15 protein-coding genes and 1 pseudogene are annotated in these 18,593 nt (G+C 69.9%); 4 read left to right on the top strand and 12 right to left on the bottom strand.

Going from position 1 to position 18,593, the window contains the following annotated elements; genetic code table 11:
* Positions 1–354: 354 nt before the first annotated feature.
* Positions 355–1,857: a CoA-acylating methylmalonate-semialdehyde dehydrogenase gene (gene mmsA, locus ACWDYF_RS30740; protein ID WP_389474682.1), complete on the bottom strand. Its 1,503-nt coding sequence runs from the start codon at positions 1,855–1,857 to the stop codon at positions 355–357.
* Between the two features lie 559 nt (positions 1,858–2,416).
* Positions 2,417–3,367: a 5-dehydro-2-deoxygluconokinase gene (iolC, locus tag ACWDYF_RS30735; RefSeq protein WP_389474680.1), complete on the bottom strand. Its 951-nt coding sequence runs from the start codon at positions 3,365–3,367 to the stop codon at positions 2,417–2,419.
* Positions 3,368–3,698: 331 nt separating this feature from the next.
* Between iolC and ACWDYF_RS30730 the strand changes: the two genes are divergently transcribed.
* Positions 3,699–3,899: a helix-turn-helix transcriptional regulator gene (locus tag ACWDYF_RS30730; protein WP_018568391.1), complete on the top strand. Its 201-nt coding sequence runs from the start codon at positions 3,699–3,701 to the stop codon at positions 3,897–3,899.
* Positions 3,900–3,938: 39 nt separating this feature from the next.
* On the opposite strand, the gene ACWDYF_RS30725 is transcribed toward ACWDYF_RS30730, so the two are convergent.
* On the bottom strand, positions 3,939–4,331 hold the full coding sequence (locus ACWDYF_RS30725) for a hypothetical protein (protein ID WP_389474676.1): 393 nt from the start codon (positions 4,329–4,331) through the stop codon (positions 3,939–3,941).
* A 211-nt stretch (positions 4,332–4,542) separates the two neighbouring features.
* On the opposite strand from ACWDYF_RS30725, the gene ACWDYF_RS30720 reads away from it, so the two are divergent.
* Together ACWDYF_RS30720 and ACWDYF_RS30715 are read left to right on the top strand one after the other, a co-directional pair.
* Entirely contained in the window at positions 4,543–4,782 is a 240-nt protein-coding gene (locus tag ACWDYF_RS30720) for a heavy-metal-associated domain-containing protein (protein ID WP_064533239.1), read from the top strand.
* A gap of 115 nt (positions 4,783–4,897) precedes the next feature.
* Entirely contained in the window at positions 4,898–7,159 is a 2,262-nt protein-coding gene (locus ACWDYF_RS30715; RefSeq protein ID WP_389474674.1) for a heavy metal translocating P-type ATPase, read from the top strand.
* 814 nt (positions 7,160–7,973) lie between these two features.
* On the opposite strand, the gene ACWDYF_RS30710 is transcribed toward ACWDYF_RS30715, so the two are convergent.
* The 3 genes from ACWDYF_RS30710 to ACWDYF_RS30700 all read right to left on the bottom strand — a co-directional run bounded on the left by ACWDYF_RS30710 (position 7,974) and on the right by ACWDYF_RS30700 (position 12,191).
* Positions 7,974–9,263 carry a citrate synthase gene (locus tag ACWDYF_RS30710; RefSeq protein ID WP_018568388.1) on the bottom strand — a complete coding sequence of 430 codons (1,290 nt, stop codon included), beginning with the start codon at positions 9,261–9,263 and terminating at the stop codon, positions 7,974–7,976.
* 313 nt (positions 9,264–9,576) lie between these two features.
* Entirely contained in the window at positions 9,577–11,847 is a 2,271-nt protein-coding gene (gene recD2 / locus ACWDYF_RS30705) for an SF1B family DNA helicase RecD2 (protein WP_381743009.1), read from the bottom strand.
* 128 nt (positions 11,848–11,975) lie between these two features.
* Positions 11,976–12,191 carry a hypothetical protein gene (locus ACWDYF_RS30700; protein WP_158690406.1) on the bottom strand — a complete coding sequence of 72 codons (216 nt, stop codon included), beginning with the start codon at positions 12,189–12,191 and terminating at the stop codon, positions 11,976–11,978.
* An 86-nt stretch (positions 12,192–12,277) separates the two neighbouring features.
* Between ACWDYF_RS30700 and ACWDYF_RS30695 the strand changes: the two genes are divergently transcribed.
* Positions 12,278–12,691, top strand: a complete 414-nt coding sequence (locus tag ACWDYF_RS30695) for a hypothetical protein (protein ID WP_389474671.1) — start codon at positions 12,278–12,280, stop codon at positions 12,689–12,691.
* Positions 12,692–12,703: 12 nt separating this feature from the next.
* On the opposite strand, the gene ACWDYF_RS30690 is transcribed toward ACWDYF_RS30695, so the two are convergent.
* From ACWDYF_RS30690 to ACWDYF_RS30665, 6 genes and pseudogenes are all read right to left on the bottom strand, one after another.
* Positions 12,704–13,582 carry a hypothetical protein gene (locus ACWDYF_RS30690; RefSeq protein WP_389474669.1) on the bottom strand — a complete coding sequence of 293 codons (879 nt, stop codon included), beginning with the start codon at positions 13,580–13,582 and terminating at the stop codon, positions 12,704–12,706.
* A gap of 386 nt (positions 13,583–13,968) precedes the next feature.
* Positions 13,969–14,427, bottom strand: coding sequence for an SUKH-3 domain-containing protein (locus ACWDYF_RS30685; protein ID WP_389474667.1), 459 nt, complete (start codon positions 14,425–14,427; stop codon positions 13,969–13,971).
* A 40-nt stretch (positions 14,428–14,467) separates the two neighbouring features.
* The gene (locus tag ACWDYF_RS30680; RefSeq protein ID WP_389474665.1) at positions 14,468–14,998 is read right to left on the bottom strand and encodes a GNAT family N-acetyltransferase; all 531 of its coding nucleotides are present in this window, start codon (positions 14,996–14,998) and stop codon (positions 14,468–14,470) included.
* An 82-nt stretch (positions 14,999–15,080) separates the two neighbouring features.
* Positions 15,081–15,305 (bottom strand): pentapeptide repeat-containing protein, encoded by a 225-nt coding sequence (locus ACWDYF_RS30675; protein ID WP_389474685.1) that lies wholly within the window; start codon positions 15,303–15,305, stop codon positions 15,081–15,083.
* Positions 15,306–15,361: 56 nt separating this feature from the next.
* A complete protein-coding gene (locus ACWDYF_RS30670; RefSeq protein ID WP_389474663.1) occupies positions 15,362–16,147 on the bottom strand; it encodes a hypothetical protein in 786 nt (261 codons plus the stop codon).
* Positions 16,147–18,593 (bottom strand): annotated as a pseudogene (locus tag ACWDYF_RS30665) (hypothetical protein); the annotation flags it as partial. The pseudogene ACWDYF_RS30665 and the gene ACWDYF_RS30670, both read right to left, overlap by 1 nt.

The raw sequence follows: 18,593 nt of genomic DNA, 5'->3' as shown, positions 1-18,593 counted from the left end.
ATGGGGGCTCGGGAGCGCTATCGCCTCCGGCGGCTTCGGTCGTACGTTCTCGTCATGTCGTCCGCTCCCGGCGCGAGCATGGAATCCCGACGAAAACCGTCCCGTCAATGGCTGTTCACCTTCGGAATCCGCACCTGGGACGGAGCCGTTCACGGATCTGTTTCACAGGCAACATTGCCGTAACACCGTATTCATCAAGCCTGAGCGAATAGTGACCTTGCTTTCCAAGGAGTCTTCCCGGGTGAACCTGCGTCACCCGTTTCCTCCCCCGGACACGGGAATCGCAGGGCCGGGCGCAAAAAAAGTCGCGGCCGTCCGGTATCCGGACGGCCGCGAAGGGGGCTCGCGTCACGCTCAGTGGTTGCGCGGGAACCCGAGGTCGACACCGGCCGGGGCCTCGGACGGGTCGGGCCAGCGGGTGGTGACCACCTTGCCGCGGGTGTAGAAGTGCGTGCCGTCGTTGCCGTAGATGTGGTGGTCGCCGAAGAGCGAGTCCTTCCAGCCGCCGAAGGAGTGGTAGCCCACCGGCACCGGGATCGGCACGTTCACGCCGACCATGCCGGCCTCGATCTCCAGCTGGAAGCGGCGGGCGGCGCCGCCGTCCCGGGTGAAGATCGCGGTGCCGTTGCCGAACGGCGAGGCGTTGATCAGGGACACGCCGTCCTCGTAGGTGTCCACGCGCAGCACGCACAGCACCGGGCCGAAGATCTCGTCCTGGTACGCCTTCGCGCTCGTCGGCACCCGGTCGAGCAGCGACAGGCCGATCCAGTGACCGTCCTCGTAGCCCTCCACGGTGTAGCCGGTGCCGTCCAGGACGACCTCGCAGCCCTCGTCGGCGGCGCCCTTCACATAGGAGGCGACCTTGTCGCGGTGGGCGGCGGTGATCAGCGGGCCCATCTCGGAGTCCGGGTCGGTGCCGGGGCCGATCTTGATCTTCTCGGCGCGCTCGCGGATCTTCTCCACCAGCTCGTCGGCGACCGAGCCGACCGCGACGACGGCGGAGATGGCCATGCAGCGCTCACCGGCCGAGCCGTACGCCGCCGAGACCGCCGCGTCCGCCGCCGCGTCCAGGTCGGCGTCGGGCAGCACCAGCATGTGGTTCTTGGCGCCGCCGAGGGCCTGGACGCGCTTGCCGTTCGCCGAGGCCGTGGTGTGGATGTAGCGGGCGATCGGGGTGGAGCCGACGAAGGACACCGCCTTGACGTCCGGGTGCTCCAGGAGGCGGTCGACGGCCACCTTGTCGCCCTGGACGACGTTGAACACGCCGTCGGGCAGCCCGGCCTCGGCCAGCAGCTCGGCGATCCGCAGCGCCGCCGAGGGGTCCTTCTCGCTGGGCTTGAGCACGAAGGTGTTGCCGCAGGCGATGGCGACGGGGAACATCCACAGCGGGACCATCGCCGGGAAGTTGAACGGCGTGATGCCCGCGACCACACCCAGCGGCTGCCGGATCGAGGCCACGTCCACGCGCGTGGCGACCTGCGTCGACAGCTCGCCCTTCAGCTGCACGTTGATGCCGCAGGCCAGGTCGACGATCTCCAGGCCGCGCGCGACCTCGCCGAGCGCGTCGGAGTGCACCTTGCCGTGCTCGGCGGTGATCAGCGCGGCGATCTCGTCGCGGTGCTCGTCCAGCAGCGCGCGGAAGCGGAACATGACCGAGGTGCGCTGCGCCAGCGAGGACTGCCCCCAGGAGCGGTAGGCGTCCCGGGCGGCGGCCACGGCCGCGTCCACCTCGGCCACGGAGGCGAACGCCACCTGGGTGGTGACCGCGCCGGTCGCCGGGTCCGTGACCGGACCGTACGACCCCGAGGCGCCTTCTACGGCCTTCCCGCCGATCCAGTGGTTGACGGTCTTGGTCATGCCGGGTCACTCCTTCGCAGATGGCGGCGTCGGGTCGAGACGTGCCGTTCGTGGGGCTCGTGTGCCGGGACCCGCCGAGGCCGGGGGCGGCCCCGGAAGGGGGCCGGGACCGCCGGTGCGGGGCGCGGCCGCCGTCACATGACCATCCCACCAGCAACGCGCCCGGAGCGCGCCCGACACTGTGTCTGCGGTTCACCGGTCGGCGTAGACACATGTGGGAGTGTCCCCGGCACCGCCGCGGGGCGCGGCAGCGGCGGCGGACCGCAGCAGCGGCGGGGACCTCCGGCGCGGGAGCCGTAGCGGGCGGGGAGTCGTCGCTCGCACTTCGCTCCTGCCAGGGCGAAGCGGTCTCCCGCGCCGGAGGCGATCGATGGCCGGCCGACGCGCGCTGTCCGGATGGTGTCACCCAACACGCGCTCGCCGCCCGGGGTTTGGCACTCTGCCCCGGCCGGACCGGCAGGTATCTGCACCGTACAACCGGCGGGCGCGGTACGCCGAAGGCCCGCGGCGCCCGGGACCGCGCCCCCGGGCCGGACCCGTCCGGGCCGGACCTCCGGGCTCACCGCACCGCGCCCGCCGCGAGGGCCGACTCCACCTCGGCCGCGTCGGGCATCGCGGAGGAGCACTCCAGCCGGGAGGCGACGATGGCCCCGGCGGCGTTGGCGTACCGCATGACGCGCGCCAGGTCCCAGCCGGCGAGCAGCCCGTGGCAGAGGGCGCCGCCGAAGGCGTCCCCGGCGCCGAGGCCGTTGAGCACCTCGACCGGCAGCGGCGGCACCTCGGCGGTACGGCCCGCGCGGTCGAGGGCGAGCACGCCCGCGGGGCCCTGCTTGACGACCGCCAGCTCGGCCCCGGCGTCCAGCAGGGCACGGGCGGCGGCCCGCGGCTCGCGCACTCCGGTGGCCACCTCCACCTCGTCCAGATTGCCGACGGCGACGGTGGCGTGCCGCAGGGCCTCGGCGTAGAAGGGGCGGGCGGCGGCCGGGTCGGTCCAGAACACCGGGCGCCAGTCGAGGTCGAAGACGGTGTGCCCGGACCGCGCCCGGTGGGCGAGCGCGGCCAGCGTCGCCGTGCGGCTCGGCTCCTCGCTCAGTCCGGTGCCGGTGACCCAGAAGACCCGGGCGTCCGCGACGGCCGCCAGATCGAGGTCGTGGGCGTCGATCTCCAGGTCGGGCGCCTTGGGGCGGCGGTAGAAGTAGAGCGGGAAGTCGTCCGGCGGGAACACCTCGCAGAAGGTGACCGGCGTCGGCAGTCCGGGCACCGCCGTGACATGGCGGTCGTCGACGCCGAAGCCGCGCAGCGCCTCGTGCAGATAGTCGCCGAACGGGTCGTCCCCGGTCCGGGTGATCACCGCCGTACGGCGGCCGAGGCGGGCCGCGGCGACCGCCACGTTCGCCGCCGAGCCGCCCAGGAACTTGCCGAAGGTGGAGACGCGGGACAGCGGCACGCCCGTCTGGAGCGGATAGAGGTCGACCCCGATCCGCCCCATGGTGATCACGTCGTACACCATCGGCTCCCCTTCGCGTCGGCTCCCCCGGTTCTAGTGCCGGAGGCGGAAGCCTGTCAATGCTTTGTCCGGACATTCGGACGAGAAGGGAACGTGTGGGGTAAGCCCGGGAGAAGCCCGGGGGAAGTCCGGCGCGCATCTGCCCCGTAAGCAACCTTCCCGTCACACATGTCCCGATTTCGTGACACGGCGGTCACAGCCGTACGACAGGCCCTTGCCGCCGGAGCGCGCGCCTCGTTCACGCGGCACAGGCTCTCTTGATCGCCGGCGCCGCGCCCGGCCCCCCGGCGGCCTTCCGGACCGCCTCCGTGGCGCGCGCGGGGAGGTGCACACCATGACCGACCGAACACTCTGGTCGTACAAGGAGATCGCGGCCCACATCCGGGTGCAGCCCGACACCGTGCGGTCCTACCGCAAACACGGCCTGCTGCCGCCGCCCGACCGGGTCGAGGGCGGGCGCCCCTTCTGGTACGCCGACACGGTCCGCGCCTGGGCGGCGGCCCGGCCGGGCAACCGGGGCCGCAGGTCCGGCTGAGGCCCCGGCCGCCCCGCCCCGGCGCGGCCGGGGTCATGGTCATCGGCTCCACGGGCGGATGCCCGTGCCTCCCGCGCCCGGCGCCGTTCCCATGACGGCGCCGGGCGCGGCGGGTGTGGCGGGTGCGGTGGTCGCGGCGGGTGCGGTGGTCGCGGTGGGTGCGGCCACCAGGCCGATGATGGAGGCGGCCAGGAGGCCGGGGCGTACGCGCCGGAGGCGACCGGGCGCGCGGCGGTACCGGGCAGCGTGCGCGGCCATGCCGTGGCCGTCGGGGGGTTCCGGCTCCGGCGCGCGGCGCCACGTCCACCGCGACCACCGGCGCCCCGGCCCGCTCCACCGTTCGCGGACCGGCCGGTCGCCCGCCGTGCGGGCGGGGCAGGTGCCGCAGGCGTAGACGAGGGCGGGGTGGTCACCCGTTCGCCGGGCCGCCACCGGGTGCCCCTCTCGCCCACCGCCTCGATCACCCCCGGCCCGCTCGTGCCCCGGCGCGTGTGGCGGCGTGATGCCCGGGGGCCGCGCCCCTGCCGGTCGTGCGGCCGCACCGCGCCACTCCTTTGATAAATACCCCCTAGGGGTATAGTGTCGAATGCAGTGAGCCCCTCTGGGCCACTCCCATCCCGCACACCACGACGAGGAGAGCGACATGACCGCCCAGACCGAGACCCCGGACACCGTCACCACCGTCTACAAGGTGAGCGGCATGAGCTGCGGACACTGCGAGGGCTCCGTCTCCGCCGAGATCTCCGAGCTGCCCGGGGTCAGCTCGGTGAAGGCCGTCGCCTCGACCGGCGAGGTCACCGTGGTCTCCGCCGCCCCGCTGGAGGAGGCCGCCGTGCGCGCCGCGGTGGACGAGGCCGGCTTCGAGCTCGTCGGCCGCGCCTGACCGTCCGGGGCCGCCCCCCGGCTCCCCCGACTCGACACGTATCTCTCGACACCGGGCCGTATCGACCAGCTGATACTGGTTCTGTACGGCCCGGTCCGCTCACTGGAGTACGGACATGACCAGCACCACCAGCACAGCGACACCGCCCGACACGGCCGGGCAGCACTCCGAGGTCGAGCTGCTCATCGGCGGGATGACCTGCGCCTCCTGCGCGGCCCGCGTGGAGAAGAAGCTCAACCGCATGGAGGGCGTGCACGCGACCGTCAACTTCGCCACCGAGAAGGCGAAGGTCAGCTACCCCCGGGGGGTAGCGGTCTCGGATCTCGTCGCGACGGTGGTGAAGACGGGGTACACCGCCGAGGAACCGCCGCCCCCGGAGCCGGAGCCCGCGCAGCGGGAGGCCGCGGCGCCCGACGGCGACCCGGAGCTGACGGCGCTGCGCCAGCGCCTGACCGTCTCCGCGCTGCTCGCCGTCCCGGTCGTCCTGCTCTCCATGGTCCCGGCCCTCCAGTTCGACAACTGGCAGTGGCTGGCGCTGACCCTGGCCGCGCCGGTCGTCGTCTGGGGCGCACTGCCCTTCCACCGGGCCGCGCTCACCAACGCCCGGCACGGCGCGGCCACCATGGACACCCTGGTCTCGGTCGGCACGCTCGCCGCGTTCGGCTGGTCGCTGTGGGCGCTGTTCCTCGGTGACGCGGGGATGCCCGGCATGCACGACGAGTTCCGGCTCACCGTCTCCCGGATGGACGCTGCCTCGACGATCTATCTGGAGGTCGCCTCCGGGGTCGTCGCCTTCCTGCTGCTCGGCCGCTATCTGGAGGCCCGCTCCAAGCGGCGGGCGGGCGCCGCGCTGCGCGCCCTGCTGGAGCTGGGCGCCAAGGACGTCTCCGTGCTGCGCGAGGGCCGCGAGGTCCGGCTGCCGGTGTCCGCGCTGGCCGTGGGCGACCGCTTCGTCGTCCGGCCCGGCGAGAAGATCGCCACCGACGGCACCGTCGTCGAGGGCACCTCGGCGGTGGACGCCTCCATGCTCACCGGGGAGTCCGTCCCGGCCGACGTGACCACCGGGGACACCGTCACCGGCGCCACCGTCAACGCGGGCGGCCGGCTGGTCGTGGAGGCCACCCGGGTCGGCGCCGACACCCAGCTCTCCCGGATGGCGAGGCTGGTCGAGGACGCGCAGAACGGCAAGGCCCAGGTGCAGCGGCTGGCCGACCGGATCTCGGCGGTCTTCGTGCCCGTGGTCCTGGTCATCGCCGTCGGCACCCTGCTGACCTGGCTGCTGGCCACCGGCGACGTCACCGCCTCCTTCACCGCGGCCGTCGCGGTGCTGATCATCGCCTGCCCGTGCGCCCTGGGCCTGGCCACCCCGACCGCGCTGATGGTCGGCACCGGGCGCGGCGCCCAGCTCGGCATCCTCATCAAGGGTCCCGAGGTGCTGGAGTCCACCCGGCGCGTCGACACCGTCGTCCTGGACAAGACCGGCACCGTCACCACCGGCCGGATGACCCTCCAGGAGGTGCACGCGGCCGAGGGCACCGGCGAGAAGCAGTTGCTGCGGCTCGCGGGCGCCCTGGAGCACGCCTCCGAGCACCCCCTCGCCCGCGCCGTCGCGGCCGGCGCCGAGGAGCGCGTCGGCCCGCTGCCCGCCGCCGAGCACTTCGAGAACGTCCCCGGGCGGGGCGTACGCGGGCGCGTGGACGGCCATGAGGTCGTCGTCGGGCGCCTGTTCGAGGAGCTGCCCGAGGAGCTGGCCCGTGCCCGGCGCGCGGCCGAGGAGAACGGCCGTACGGCCGTCGTGGTCGGCTGGGACGGAGCGGCCCGCGGTGTGCTGGCCGTGGCGGACGCGGTCAAGGAGACCAGCGCGGAGGCCGTGGCGCGGCTGCGCGCCCTCGGACTGCGGCCGGTGCTGCTGACCGGTGACAACCGGACGGTGGCCGAGTCGGTGGCACGGGCGGTCGGCATCGACGCCGGTGACGTGATCGCCGAGGTGCTGCCCGAGGACAAGGTCGCGGCGGTACGGCGCCTTCAGGCGGAGGGCCGGACGGTGGCCATGGTCGGCGACGGCGTGAACGACGCCGCCGCGCTCGCCACCGCCGATCTCGGCCTGGCGATGGGCACCGGCACCGACGCCGCCATCGAGGCGGGCGACCTGACGCTGGTCCGCGGGGACCTGCGGGTGGCCGCGGACGCCATCCGGCTCTCCCGGCGGACGCTGGCCACCATCAAGGGCAACCTCGTGTGGGCCTTCGGCTACAACGTGGCCGCGCTGCCACTGGCCGCCGCCGGACTGCTCAACCCGATGATCGCGGGCGCGGCGATGGCGTTCTCCTCGGTCTTCGTGGTGACCAACAGCCTGCGGCTGCGCCGGTTCCGCTGAGCCGGACCGGCCCGCCGGACGTACCGGTCCCGCCGCGGAAGTGCCGGTTCCGCGACGGACATACCGGTTGGGAGACGGAAGTGCCGGACCCCCTGGAGTCCGGCGCGCGCCTCACATAAGCTCTTCACAAGGCTCGCGCATCATCCTTACGCTTGGGTCTCGATCGCCATATCAGGGCTCTTGCGCACCTATGGGACATATGCAAGAGACGCATGTCACAGTGATGTGAACGTAACCATCGAAGGGGTTCGAAGGTCTAAGTTTGGCGATGTCAGGAAGCGTCTTGGGGGGCGCCGACTGACGTCTGGGGATGTCTTGGGGGACTTCCCTGGAACTGCGTTGCCGGGACACGTACTTCGGGAAGCTTTGAGCGGCCCTCCCGGGTGTGCGCTGTCCCGGCACAGCGCGGAGCGGTAACGGTGCGGGCGCCGGTCGGCGCACGCACCGGAGGCAACTGAGGCAGCAGTACGGCAGTACAGCAGTACGAAGAACAGCGGTTCAGGCGCTGGTTTTCTCACAGACGCCCGGCCGGATCCCGTGGGGGGAATCCGATACCGGGACATGGGAAGGCGCCCTGGTCGCCGGCCCGTGGGGGGACTGGCACACCGGGGCGCCTTCCGCTTCCCGCCGCCGCCCTCGCCCTCACTCGCCCTCCCCCGCCCTCCTCTCCGCTCGGCCCCTTGCCTCCTTCCGTACGGCTCCGAATGACCCCGGACGGCTCCGGACGGCTCCGGACACACGAAGGCCCCGCACCCACCGGCTGACCGGCGGAAACGGGGCCCGGGGCGCGAGGCCCGTGCGGCGAAGCGGCGCCTCAGCGCTCCTCGACCGGGACGAAGTCGCGCTCGACGACGCCCGTGTAGATCTGGCGCGGGCGGCCGATGCGGGAACCCGGCTCCTTGATCATTTCCTGCCACTGGGCGATCCAGCCCGGCAGCCGGCCCAGGGCGAACAGGACCGTGAACATCTCGGTCGGGAAGCCCATGGCCCGGTAGATCAGACCGGTGTAGAAGTCGACGTTCGGGTAGAGCTTGCGCTCGACGAAGTAGTCGTCGGAGAGCGCGTGCTCCTCCAGCTTCAGGGCGATGTCGAGCAGCTCGTCGTCCTTGCCCAGCGCGGAGAGCACGTCGTGCGCGGCGGCCTTGATGATCTTGGCGCGCGGGTCGAAGTTCTTGTAGACCCGGTGGCCGAAGCCCATCAGGCGGACGCCGTCCTCCTTGTTCTTCACCTTGCGGATGAAGGTGTCGACGTCGGAGCCGGAGTCGCGGATGCCCTCCAGCATCTCCAGCACGGACTGGTTGGCGCCGCCGTGCAGCGGGCCCCACAGCGCGTTGATGCCGGCCGAGATGGAGGCGAACATGTTGGCCTGCGAGGAGCCGACGAGGCGGACCGTGGAGGTCGAACAGTTCTGCTCGTGGTCCGCGTGCAGGATCAGCAGCTTGTCCAGCGCGGAGACGACGACCGGGTCGGGCTCGTAGTCGTCGGCGGGGACCGAGAAGGTCATCCGCAGGAAGTTCTCCACGTAGGAGAGGTCGTTGCGCGGGTAGACGAACGGGTGGCCGATCGACTTCTTGTACGCGTACGCCGCGATCGTCGGGAGCTTGGCGAGCAGCCGGACCGTGGACAGGTCGCGCTGCTTCTCGTCGAACGGGTTGTGGCTGTCCTGGTAGAAGGTGGACAGCGCCGAGACGACCGAGGACAGCATCGCCATCGGGTGGGCGTCGCGCGGGAACCCCTTGTAGAAGTTCTTGACGTCCTCGTGCAGCAGGGTGTGCCGCGTGATCTCGTTCTTGAAGGTGGAGAGCTCGTCGACGGTCGGCAGCTCACCGTTGATGAGCAGGTAGGCCACCTCAAGGAAGGTGGAGCGCTCGGCGAGCTGCTCGATGGGGTAGCCGCGGTACCGGAGAATGCCCTGCTCGCCGTCGAGATAGGTGACGGCGGATTTGTACGCGGCCGTGTTGCCGTAGCCGCTGTCCAGAGTCACCAGACCGGTCTGGGCGCGGAGCTTCCCGATGTCGAAGCCCTTGTCGCCGACGGTGCTGTCGATCACCGGGTAGGTGTACTCGTCGCCGTCGTACCGCAGTACTACAGAGTTGTCGCTCACGTCTTCCCTCACCGACGTAGTGCCTCATCTTCGAGGTGCCCTGACTGTCTCTACCATCCCCCATTTGGCTCAGGAGAGTGCACTCGGGGTCGACCATTGGGCCTATTGGCGGCACTCAGTGCCGCCAACCTGCTCATCCTGCCCCCTCGGAGCAGTGTCGGGAAGTGTTCTGTGACCTTTGCGACTCGTTTGATCGATCATTTTTTGCGCGACGGGCCCGCGCCGGGGGCGGCGACGGGATTTTCCGGGCCAGGAGCGGCCCGTTCGTCAGATTTTGTCGCCCTTCCGGGCCTTCTCTGGCCGTTCTGCGGCTTCAGGCGCCCCGGAGCCGGAAATCCAGCGCCGTGCAGCGGCGTCCCGCCGAGACCGTGCGCACCGCCTGGCCGATGGCCCGGCGCGAGCCGACGAGCACCACCAGCCGCTTGGCCCGGGTCACCGCCGTGTAGAGCAGGTTGCGCTGGAGCATCATCCAGGCGCCGGTGGTCACCGGGATCACCACGGCCGGGTACTCGCTGCCCTGGGAGCGGTGGATGGTGACCGCGTACGCGTGCGCCAGCTCGTCCAGTTCGTCGAACTCGTAGGGCACTTCCTCGTCCTCGTCGGTCAGCACCGTCAGCCGCTGGTCGACCGGGTCGAGCGAAGTGACCACGCCCACGGTGCCGTTGAAGACGCCGTTCGCCCCTTTCTCGTAATTGTTGCGGATCTGGGTGACTTTGTCGCCGACCCGGAAGACCCGGCCGCCGAACCGCTTCTCCGCGAGATCGGGGCGGCCCGGCGTGATGGCCTGCTGGAGCAGCCCGTTGAGCGTGCCGGCGCCCGCCGGGCCCCGGTGCATGGGCGCGAGCACCTGCACGTCCCGGCGCGGGTCGAGCCCGAACCTGGCCGGGATGCGCCGCGCCGCCACGTCCACGGTGAGCCGGCCCGCCTCCTCCGTGTCGTCCTCGACGAAGAGGAAGAAGTCCTTCAGACCGTCGGTGAGCGGCTGCTGACCGGAGTTGATGCGGTGCGCGTTGGTGACGACGCCGGACTGCTGGGCCTGGCGGAAGACCCGGGTCAGGCGCACCGCCGGGACCGGGCTCCGCTCGGCCAGCAGATCCCGGAGCACCTCGCCCGCGCCCACACTGGGCAACTGGTCCACGTCCCCCACGAACAGCAGGTGCGCCCCCGGCGGTACGGCCTTGACCAGCTTGTTGGCGAGCAGCAGGTCCAGCATGGACGCCTCGTCGACCACGACGAGGTCGGCGTCCAGCGGCCGGTCCCGGTCGTACGCCGCGTCGCCGCCGGGCTTCAGCTCCAGCAGCCGGTGGACGGTGGACGCCTCGGCGCCGGTCAGCTCGGACAGCCGCTTGGCGGCCCGGCCGGTCGGCGCGGCCAGCACCACCTTCGCCTTCCTGGCACGGGCCAGCTCCACAATCGAGCGCACGGTGAAGGACTTGCCGCAGCCGGGCCCGCCGGTCAGCACCGCCACCTTCTCGGTCAGCGCGAGCCGGACGGCCGCCTCCTGCTCGGGCGCGAGATCGGCCCCCGTGCGTCCGCGCAGCCAGCCCAGCGCCTTGTCCCAGGCCACGTCCCGGAAGTGCGGCATCCGGTCCTGCCCGGTGCGCAGCAGGCGCAGCACCTGGGCGGACAGGGAGAGCTCGGCGCGGTGGAACGGCACCAGGTACACGGCGCTGACGGACTCGGCCGCCTCGCCCTCGGCGGCGGGCACCTTCTCCCGTACGACCCCGGGATCGCCGCCGTCCTCGTCCGGCTCCGCGAGGGCGGCCAGGCACTCGATGACCAGCCCGGTGTCCACCTGGAGCAGCTTCACCGCGTCGGCGATCAGCCGCTCCTCGGGCAGGAAGCAGTTCCCCTGGTCGGCGGACTGCGACAGCGCGTACTGGAGTCCCGCCTTGACCCGCTCCGGGCTGTCGTGCGGGATGCCGACGGATCGGGCGATCTTGTCGGCGGTCAGGAAGCCGATGCCCCAGACGTCGGCGGCGAGCCGGTACGGCTGGTTCTTCACCACGGAGATCGACGCGTCGCCGTACTTCTTGTAGATGCGCACGGCGATGGAGGTGGACACCTCGACCGTCTGGAGGAAGAGCATGACCTCCTTGATCGCCTTCTGCTCCTCCCAGGCGTCGGCGATCTTTCCGGTCCGCTTGGGCCCGAGGCCGGGGACCTCGATGAGCCGCTTGGGCTCCTCCTCGATGATCCGCAGGGTGTCGGTGCCGAAGTGCTGGGTGATCCGGTCCGCGAAGACCGGCCCGATCCCCTTGACCAGACCGGAGCCGAGGTAGCGGCGGATGCCCTGGACGGTGGCCGGCAGGACCGTCGTGTAGTTCTCGACGTGGAACTGCTTCCCGTACTGCGGATGGGACCCCCAGCGGCCCTCCAGCCGCAGCGACTCCCCCACCTGCGCACCGAGCAGCGCCCCGACGACGGTCAGCAGATCACCGGCGCCTCTGCCGGTGTCCACGCGCGCGACCGTGTACCCGTTCTCCTCGTTCGCGTACGTGATCCGCTCCAGCACCCCTTCGACCACGGCGAACCGCCGCTCACCGTCACCCTGGGCCGCCTGGGTCCCCGCCTGTCGAGCCATGATCCGACGGTACCGGTGGGGGGTGACAGTGGGGGCGGGGTGGGGAGGAGGGTGGGGTAGGGAGAGGGTGTCGGCAGGGGCGGCGGGAGCCGGGGCGGATCCGGCGGCTCCGGGTCCGCCCCGGGCGATCAGCAGCCGGAGCCGGTTCCCGGGTACGAACCCCACAGCCAGTTGCAGCTGGTCGGGTTACAGCTGTCGGCGTTGCACTCGAACTCGTACGCCGCCGTCTTCCGGCCGGCCTCGCTGTGCGACGCCCCGACGTAGGAAGCGGCACCGAACCCGAGGGCACCCGCGAGGGCCAGGGCGGCGACGGCACGACGGGTGATGTTTCTCCGTATTTTCATGAACTACAGCATAGCCAGGGGCATTTGGGGACATCCAGAGCTTCGCGGGAGGGGGCTCTTGTCGGACGCGGGCACGAGTTTCGGACGTGGGAGCGACTTACGGCGGCCCGGCTCGTTGCTCGTCTCGTACGGAACTGAAGTCCCTGGCTTCCGCCCTGGGAACCATCGACCCCGACAGCGCCGCGGTCTTCGTGCAATTCGTCGACTCCTGCCTGGGCGACCCCCAGGCACAACAGATGTGGAGGGAACTGATGACGGCGATCCAGTACTTCTGGCGGCATCCGCTGGCCCAGCAGGTGCGCGAGGAAGGCCGGGAGCAAGGAAGGCTCCAGGACCGGCGCGAGATGACGCTCCGCATCATCGAGTGGCGTGGCATCCCCGTGACGGACGCCATCCGCGAGCGGGTGAACACCTGCACCGACCTGGACCAGCTCGAAGCCTGGGCCCAGCGGGCGGTGCGGACGGCGGATGCGGAGGAGTTGTTCGCCGGGGAGGACTGACGGTGGTCCCTGTCACTTCGGTTCCGCCCATGGGAGGTACTGGGGGCGGCGGTTCCAGTACCAGGCACGACCGGGTGGCGGGGCCGTCGTAGCCGCCTCGGTGCGAAGGGCGGCGGAGAGGGCGTGCCCGGCGTCGTTCAGCGTCGACGCACGGTACTCGCCGTCCAGTTCCCGCAGTAGCCCGGTGGCTTCGTGCCGTAGGCCGTCGGGGAGGTCCGCCAGGGCCGCCGCGAGTGTGTCGCGCCACGCCAGGTCCTCGGCGTACAGGGCTGCGGAGTACCAGCCGCGAGGCGGCCAGCCGCTCCGCAGCCGCACACACAGCCGCTCCCAGCCGGCCAACGCTCCGCGAGCCCTCCGCTCCGGCCCGCTCGCCGCGCCCATGGACAGCACCGCGTCGGTCAGCGGCGTCGGCACCGGAAAGGCGCGCACCACCTCCGGGAGGTGGAGGACGGGCACATGGGGCATGCCGGTGATCGGCGCCTCGGCCGCTTCCACGGAGAATCCGGCCTCCGGGCCACCGGGTTCGGTCACTCGCGCGAGTGTGACCCCACCGCCGGGCAGAGCGACCCTGTTGATCCAGGGCAGCCCACCGTCCCAGGTGTGGAACACGGGCACGCGGAGCCGCCCGGCCAGGTGGGCGGCCAGTTCCTCCCCCGCGGGCCGCCGCTCGACCTCTCGCGCCGCGTACACGCCGAGGACCCATGAGAGGTCCCCGGCAGCGGCTCGGGCGAGGTGCTCGTACTCGCAGGTGACGAGGGCGTCCCAGTTCCGCGACCGCACCTCGGACTGCTCCGAGACGTCGACGCCGGAGACGGGGACGCGGAACGCCTCGGCCAGGATCCGCCGTATCTCCTCGGGTCCGGCCGCGGCCGGGGTCAGGAAGACGTCCATCCGCAGCATGGTGTCAGGTGGCGGACGAGCCCTTGGTGATCGTTGACCGTGTCCGAGGTGGTGGCCGCCTTCGGACAGACCGCGGCCGCCCTCCGTGAACACGTTCACGGCCTGGGCTTTCCCGGCGTCGCGACGTTCTACGTGGGGCACGACGCGCAGGCCGGGCAGCTCCGCCGCTCGACCGGCTCCGTTCCTCCGGTCCGACCGGCTCCGTTCCTCCGGATGCCCTGCCGTTCGGCGGCGCGTACGCGGCTTGCGACCGCCTCGGTCCGGTCGTCCAAGGGTTCCTGGCCGCCGGCGAGCCGGGGATCGGGCCCTTCGAGAGGACCGCTGGGCCCTCACGGCTGCAAAAGATCCAAGAGGCGGCTTCGCAGGGATGAGAGGGATCAGCAGGTCTCATCGAAGAAGTCCTCCGCGTCGGGATACGCCTCCGACCTCAGGAGGCGGGAAAAGGCGTCGAACTCGTCCTTTCCCATGTAGTACCCCCCGGTGTGGTGCAGCATGAAGAATCGGCCATGCTCGTCCACCAGAACGATGCCGTACTCGGGCCATTCGTATCCCACGGGGAACAGTCGGGTCCCCAGTGCAGCCGCCAACTCGGTGATCGCTGCCGCATCTCCGTCGTAGCCAACAGTCGGCTCCATGATCAGGGCCGCTCTCCCTGCTCCCGGCCACGGCAGTGTGAGACCGCCGTACACGTGGACGATCCGCGACGCGGATGGCAGGGGCGACAGCGTGACGCCCTGTCGCCGGGCATCCTCTGCCCGGATCCGGACCAGTTCCTCGGCTTCCGCACCGATGTCGCGTGCGGGGAACCAGCCGTTCGCCACAAGCCATTCGGACACGGCCCGGGACGGGGTGCCGTCTCCAGTGCCATGAGATTCCTCAGCCATTTTTTCGAGGAAGCAGGCCCGGCCGGTTCGCCTCGTTCCGCGCGTACGACGAGACGTCCGCACCTGGTGGACGGACCAGGAAGACGTCGACCGGGTCTTCTGCGTGCAGAGTGAAGCCGTGGCGTTCGTAGAGGCGGCGGGCAGGGCTGCCCTGAAGGACGTTCAGGGCGACGGTCTCGCCCTGGGCGTCGGCTCGCCGGAGCAGTGTGCGGAGAACGGCGGAGCCGAGGCCCCGTCCCTGGTGGTGCGGGGCGAGGTAGAAGTGCTCCAGCCATCGCCTGCCGTCGGCCGGACGGAAGGTCACACAGCCCGCGAGTTCACCGCCGACCTCGATGACTGAGGTGTGCCGCGAGGAGAAGGAGTCGCGCAGCCGCTGCCGCACCCGGTGCTCGTCGTAGCGTTCGAGGCGCTCCAGATCGGCGCGCATGACCTCGGCCCGCAGTTCCGCGATCGGCTCGATGTCTGTCACCACGGCGGGACGCAGACTCCAGGCCGTCGCGGTCCCCGCCACCTCGGTTTTCATGAGCGGAGTATGGCACTGCGCAGGCAGGTGCCGCCTCTGGGTATTGGAGCGCGCGTGCGTCAGTTGACCGGAACTCCTGCCCCTACCCGGCGGAGGCGACGACCCGGACGAGGACCGCGCCGCTGAGGTCCGCGGACCGGAAGTCAACGGCCGGCAGGGCGGAGCCCATGAACCGAGCGCCACGGCAGGCGGCTCTCATGACATCCATGTCACACAGCGAAGCCTTCGCCAGATCCGCCCCGCCGAGAACCGCTTCCCTCATGACGGCATCGTCGAGTTCGACCTGCACCAGCGAGGAGCCCGTCAGATCGGCTCTGTCGTCCGTCCTGCTGATCCTTGTTTCCCTTTGCGGACCTTCGATGGCTATCGAGCGCCCGCCAGGCGCTTGGTCACGGATTCGATGAACGCGGCAGCTTCCCGCTCCGAAATCTCCACATGGTCCACATCGTTTTCTCCCAGTTCGTATCGACGCATATACTCCGTAGGCTCCCACCGCAGGTTGCGCGTGAATGCCTCGTCATGTGTCGCACCCTCCCTTCCGACCTTTCTCCTCCTTACGATGCCGAGCGGGGCGATGCGGGAGTAACCGTCGGCGACCTTGGCGTAGTACGTGATACGACCCGTTGCGTCTTGGTCGAGCGCGTCAAGCGTGGAGGCCTCAAGCGTGAGGAACGGCTCGGCCCTGAGGTTCGACTCAAAATTCCCGTAAGGAATCATCACACCGTAGAGGTCAATGAATTCCTCGACCGAATACCCACCGCCCCTCCCATACATGAGCAGCAGCGGTTCGTACGGATCGGGAAGGTCGGGCAAGTCTTCCGCGTGCACTGCGCGAAAAGCCGGCCACCGCACGGCACCGCGGCACGTTCTCGCAGTCGACGGAGTGGGAACCATACGCATCAGAAATTCATCCAGCTCTCTCTCCACTTCCGGATCGAAGGAGAAAGCCGGATCGATGAACTCTGTGATGTCAAAGAAGGGCCATTCGGCTTGCGCACCATAATTTTCTGCCCAAAGGGCGGAACGGCGCATGAATTCACGCATCAAGAGTGCCCGCGATCGGGTGTGCGCAGTGGCAGTGTCCCAGTCGCCGTACCACTCCACCGTACGCAGACGTTCCAGTACGGTGCGCGACAGTTCGGTACTCACTACAGCTCCAACCCCTTCGAGCGCAATTGCTGGTGAATTGCTTTCACTACGTCATCGAGGTTGGACAGGTCATCGGCCAGAACGACCCCAGGGTGCTCCATCCCCAAGGACCTCCAGTGGCGGAACCCCCCGATCTTGTCGTTGGGCGCCAGATCGTGGGCTCCTGCGTCGCGCACATCCTGCGGGAACTGAGGTCGGTAGTACTTGCCGTCAGACGGGTCCAACTCCCACAAGTGATCATACTCGCGGATGTACGGGAGACCCGACTTCATGAGGCTGCTCTCCACGTACTCATGCGCCATGAGGTGCTTGAACTGCTGTACTCCTTCCTCGCTCAGCTTTCCTTCCCTGGCTGCGAACCACAGCTCGCCGATGTCCCTGCGAGGAGTAAAGAGGCCCTTCTTGGTGGTGCCGGGACCGATGGCCACCTCATGCTGGGACCGGAACAAGTGACTCTTCACCTGCCGGAGCACCGATTCGTCGACACCCGTGTTCTTCGAGATAGCGGGCAGCTCCACCCGATTTTCCGTCGACCTGATGTGCTCGTACATCTCGGCTGCGACCACAGAATCCGGGTCATGAATGGGATCAGGCTTCTCCACCCAGCCGGCACCGCTCCAGCCGCCCCGCGGCCCCTCTGTGTACGGACTCTCACCAGGCGATTCCTGGTGTCCGTGTGACGTCCCCTGGCCGTGCCCCGTCGGCTCGACGGAGTGCTCGGGGTCGTGGAGGTCGGATGCCTGGTGATCGTGCGGGGGACCATGTGGCTCGTGCGTCGGAGGCACCGCATGCCCGGCACTCCCGCCGGATTCCCTGCTGATGGCCGGGACAACATCCGCGGATCCATGGGCGCCGAGCCGGATGTCAGCTGCTCCGTGAGGCACCGGTACCCTGCCGAACAGCTCGGTCTGCTCAACTTTGATGGCGGCGAGTTCCTCGGGGGAAACCCCAGGCAAGCGCTCCTTCTCATAGAGGATGTGGCCGTCCATCTTGGCTGTGAAGCTGTCGGCAGTGTGGAACTGCACTTCGAACGCCTGGCCACTGACAGGGTCCCGCCAGGTGGAGTTGATCCCTTTATATCCCGCGGAGTCCCAAGTGTTCTTGTAGGTGACGTTCTCGAAACCCTTGGCCTGGAGTTCATCGATCGCCTGCTGAACACCATGTGTGTAGCGCTCCACCGGCACCTCCATGGTGTAGCGGATGGAGTCTTTGATGCCTCCCAGAACCTCGTCAGGACGCCTGCCGATGTTCTCGAACAGGTCTGTGGCGAGCTTGCGTTTGAGGGAGTCCGCTCCCTTCAGCCGGTACTCGAGCCCGATGAGCTTCCCCTCGTCGACCCGGCTCGCAACAGACTGCATCGACTCAGTGATGTCAGGTTCGGCCTTCTTGGAACGATCCATGAACTCGTCGGCCACCCGGTTCGCCTCGGGATCGAGATGCAGCCCGTTCTCACCTGCCCACGAGCCGTCCGGCAAGGAACCGGAGGGTCCGTCGGGCACGTTCGCCATCGGTCCGTCGAGATCGATGTCCCGTGGGAGGTGCGTGTCTCCTCCGCCGCCGAGGTCGGATTCGTGCCCGTGAGCCCCTCCGTGCGGATCGTGGTGATCCACCGTGGAGCCGTCGTGACCGTCCCCGACGTGACTGTCGTGGTGGGGGCGGTCAGCACCCTCGTTGCCGTTGGGGTGTCCCGACGGCGACTCGTGAACGGCTGACGGCTCTGTTCCGTGGTGATGCACGCTGCCATCAGAGGGGTGGCCACCACCGTGAGCCGAGGACGCAGTGGGCCTGCTGTCCCCGATTCCATGCACGTCTCCGAGGTCGTGACTGGTGTTGCTGCCGAGTCGGATGTGTTCACCGGCGTGTTCCGCGGTGTGGGGGGCCGTGCCGACGAGGGCGGGTTCGCGGGTGGGGGTGGGGGTGTGCGGGAGGTTGGTTTGTGTGGTGGGGGGTTTGTGGAGTTCGTCGGCGTGGATGAGGATTTTGCCGTTGCCGTCGACGATGTGGCCGTCGGGGTGTCCATAGAGGGGACCGGTGTGGTCGGGGGCGGGCAGGGGGTGGGCGCCGTCGTGGACGACGGGGACGTCGTCGGGGAGCTTGAAGGTGCCGTTCGGCAGTTTCGTGGCTCCCTCCGGGATCGGGGTGCCTTCGGGGAGGTGGAAGCTGCCGTCGGGGAGCCGGAAGGCGTCCTTGGGGAGGGTGATCGCGTTCTCGGGGAGGGCCGGGATGTCGATCTTGCCGATGCCTTTCAGGGCCTTGGTGATGTCCCCGATCTTCGACAGGCCCGCGCCCGCGCCCTTGGCGACATACGTCATCGGGTCGATGACCCTGCCCGCCTTGCCCGCCACCGACAACGCCTTCGCGACCGCGCCGGCCTTGCCCGCACCCGACGCCGCACCCCCCGCACCACCCGTGAACACCGTGGTCAGCACATTGAAAGTCACCGCAC

The organism is Streptomyces sp. NPDC003284 (assembly GCF_053589675.1).
This window is presented reverse-complemented; position numbering and strand designations above follow the sequence as displayed.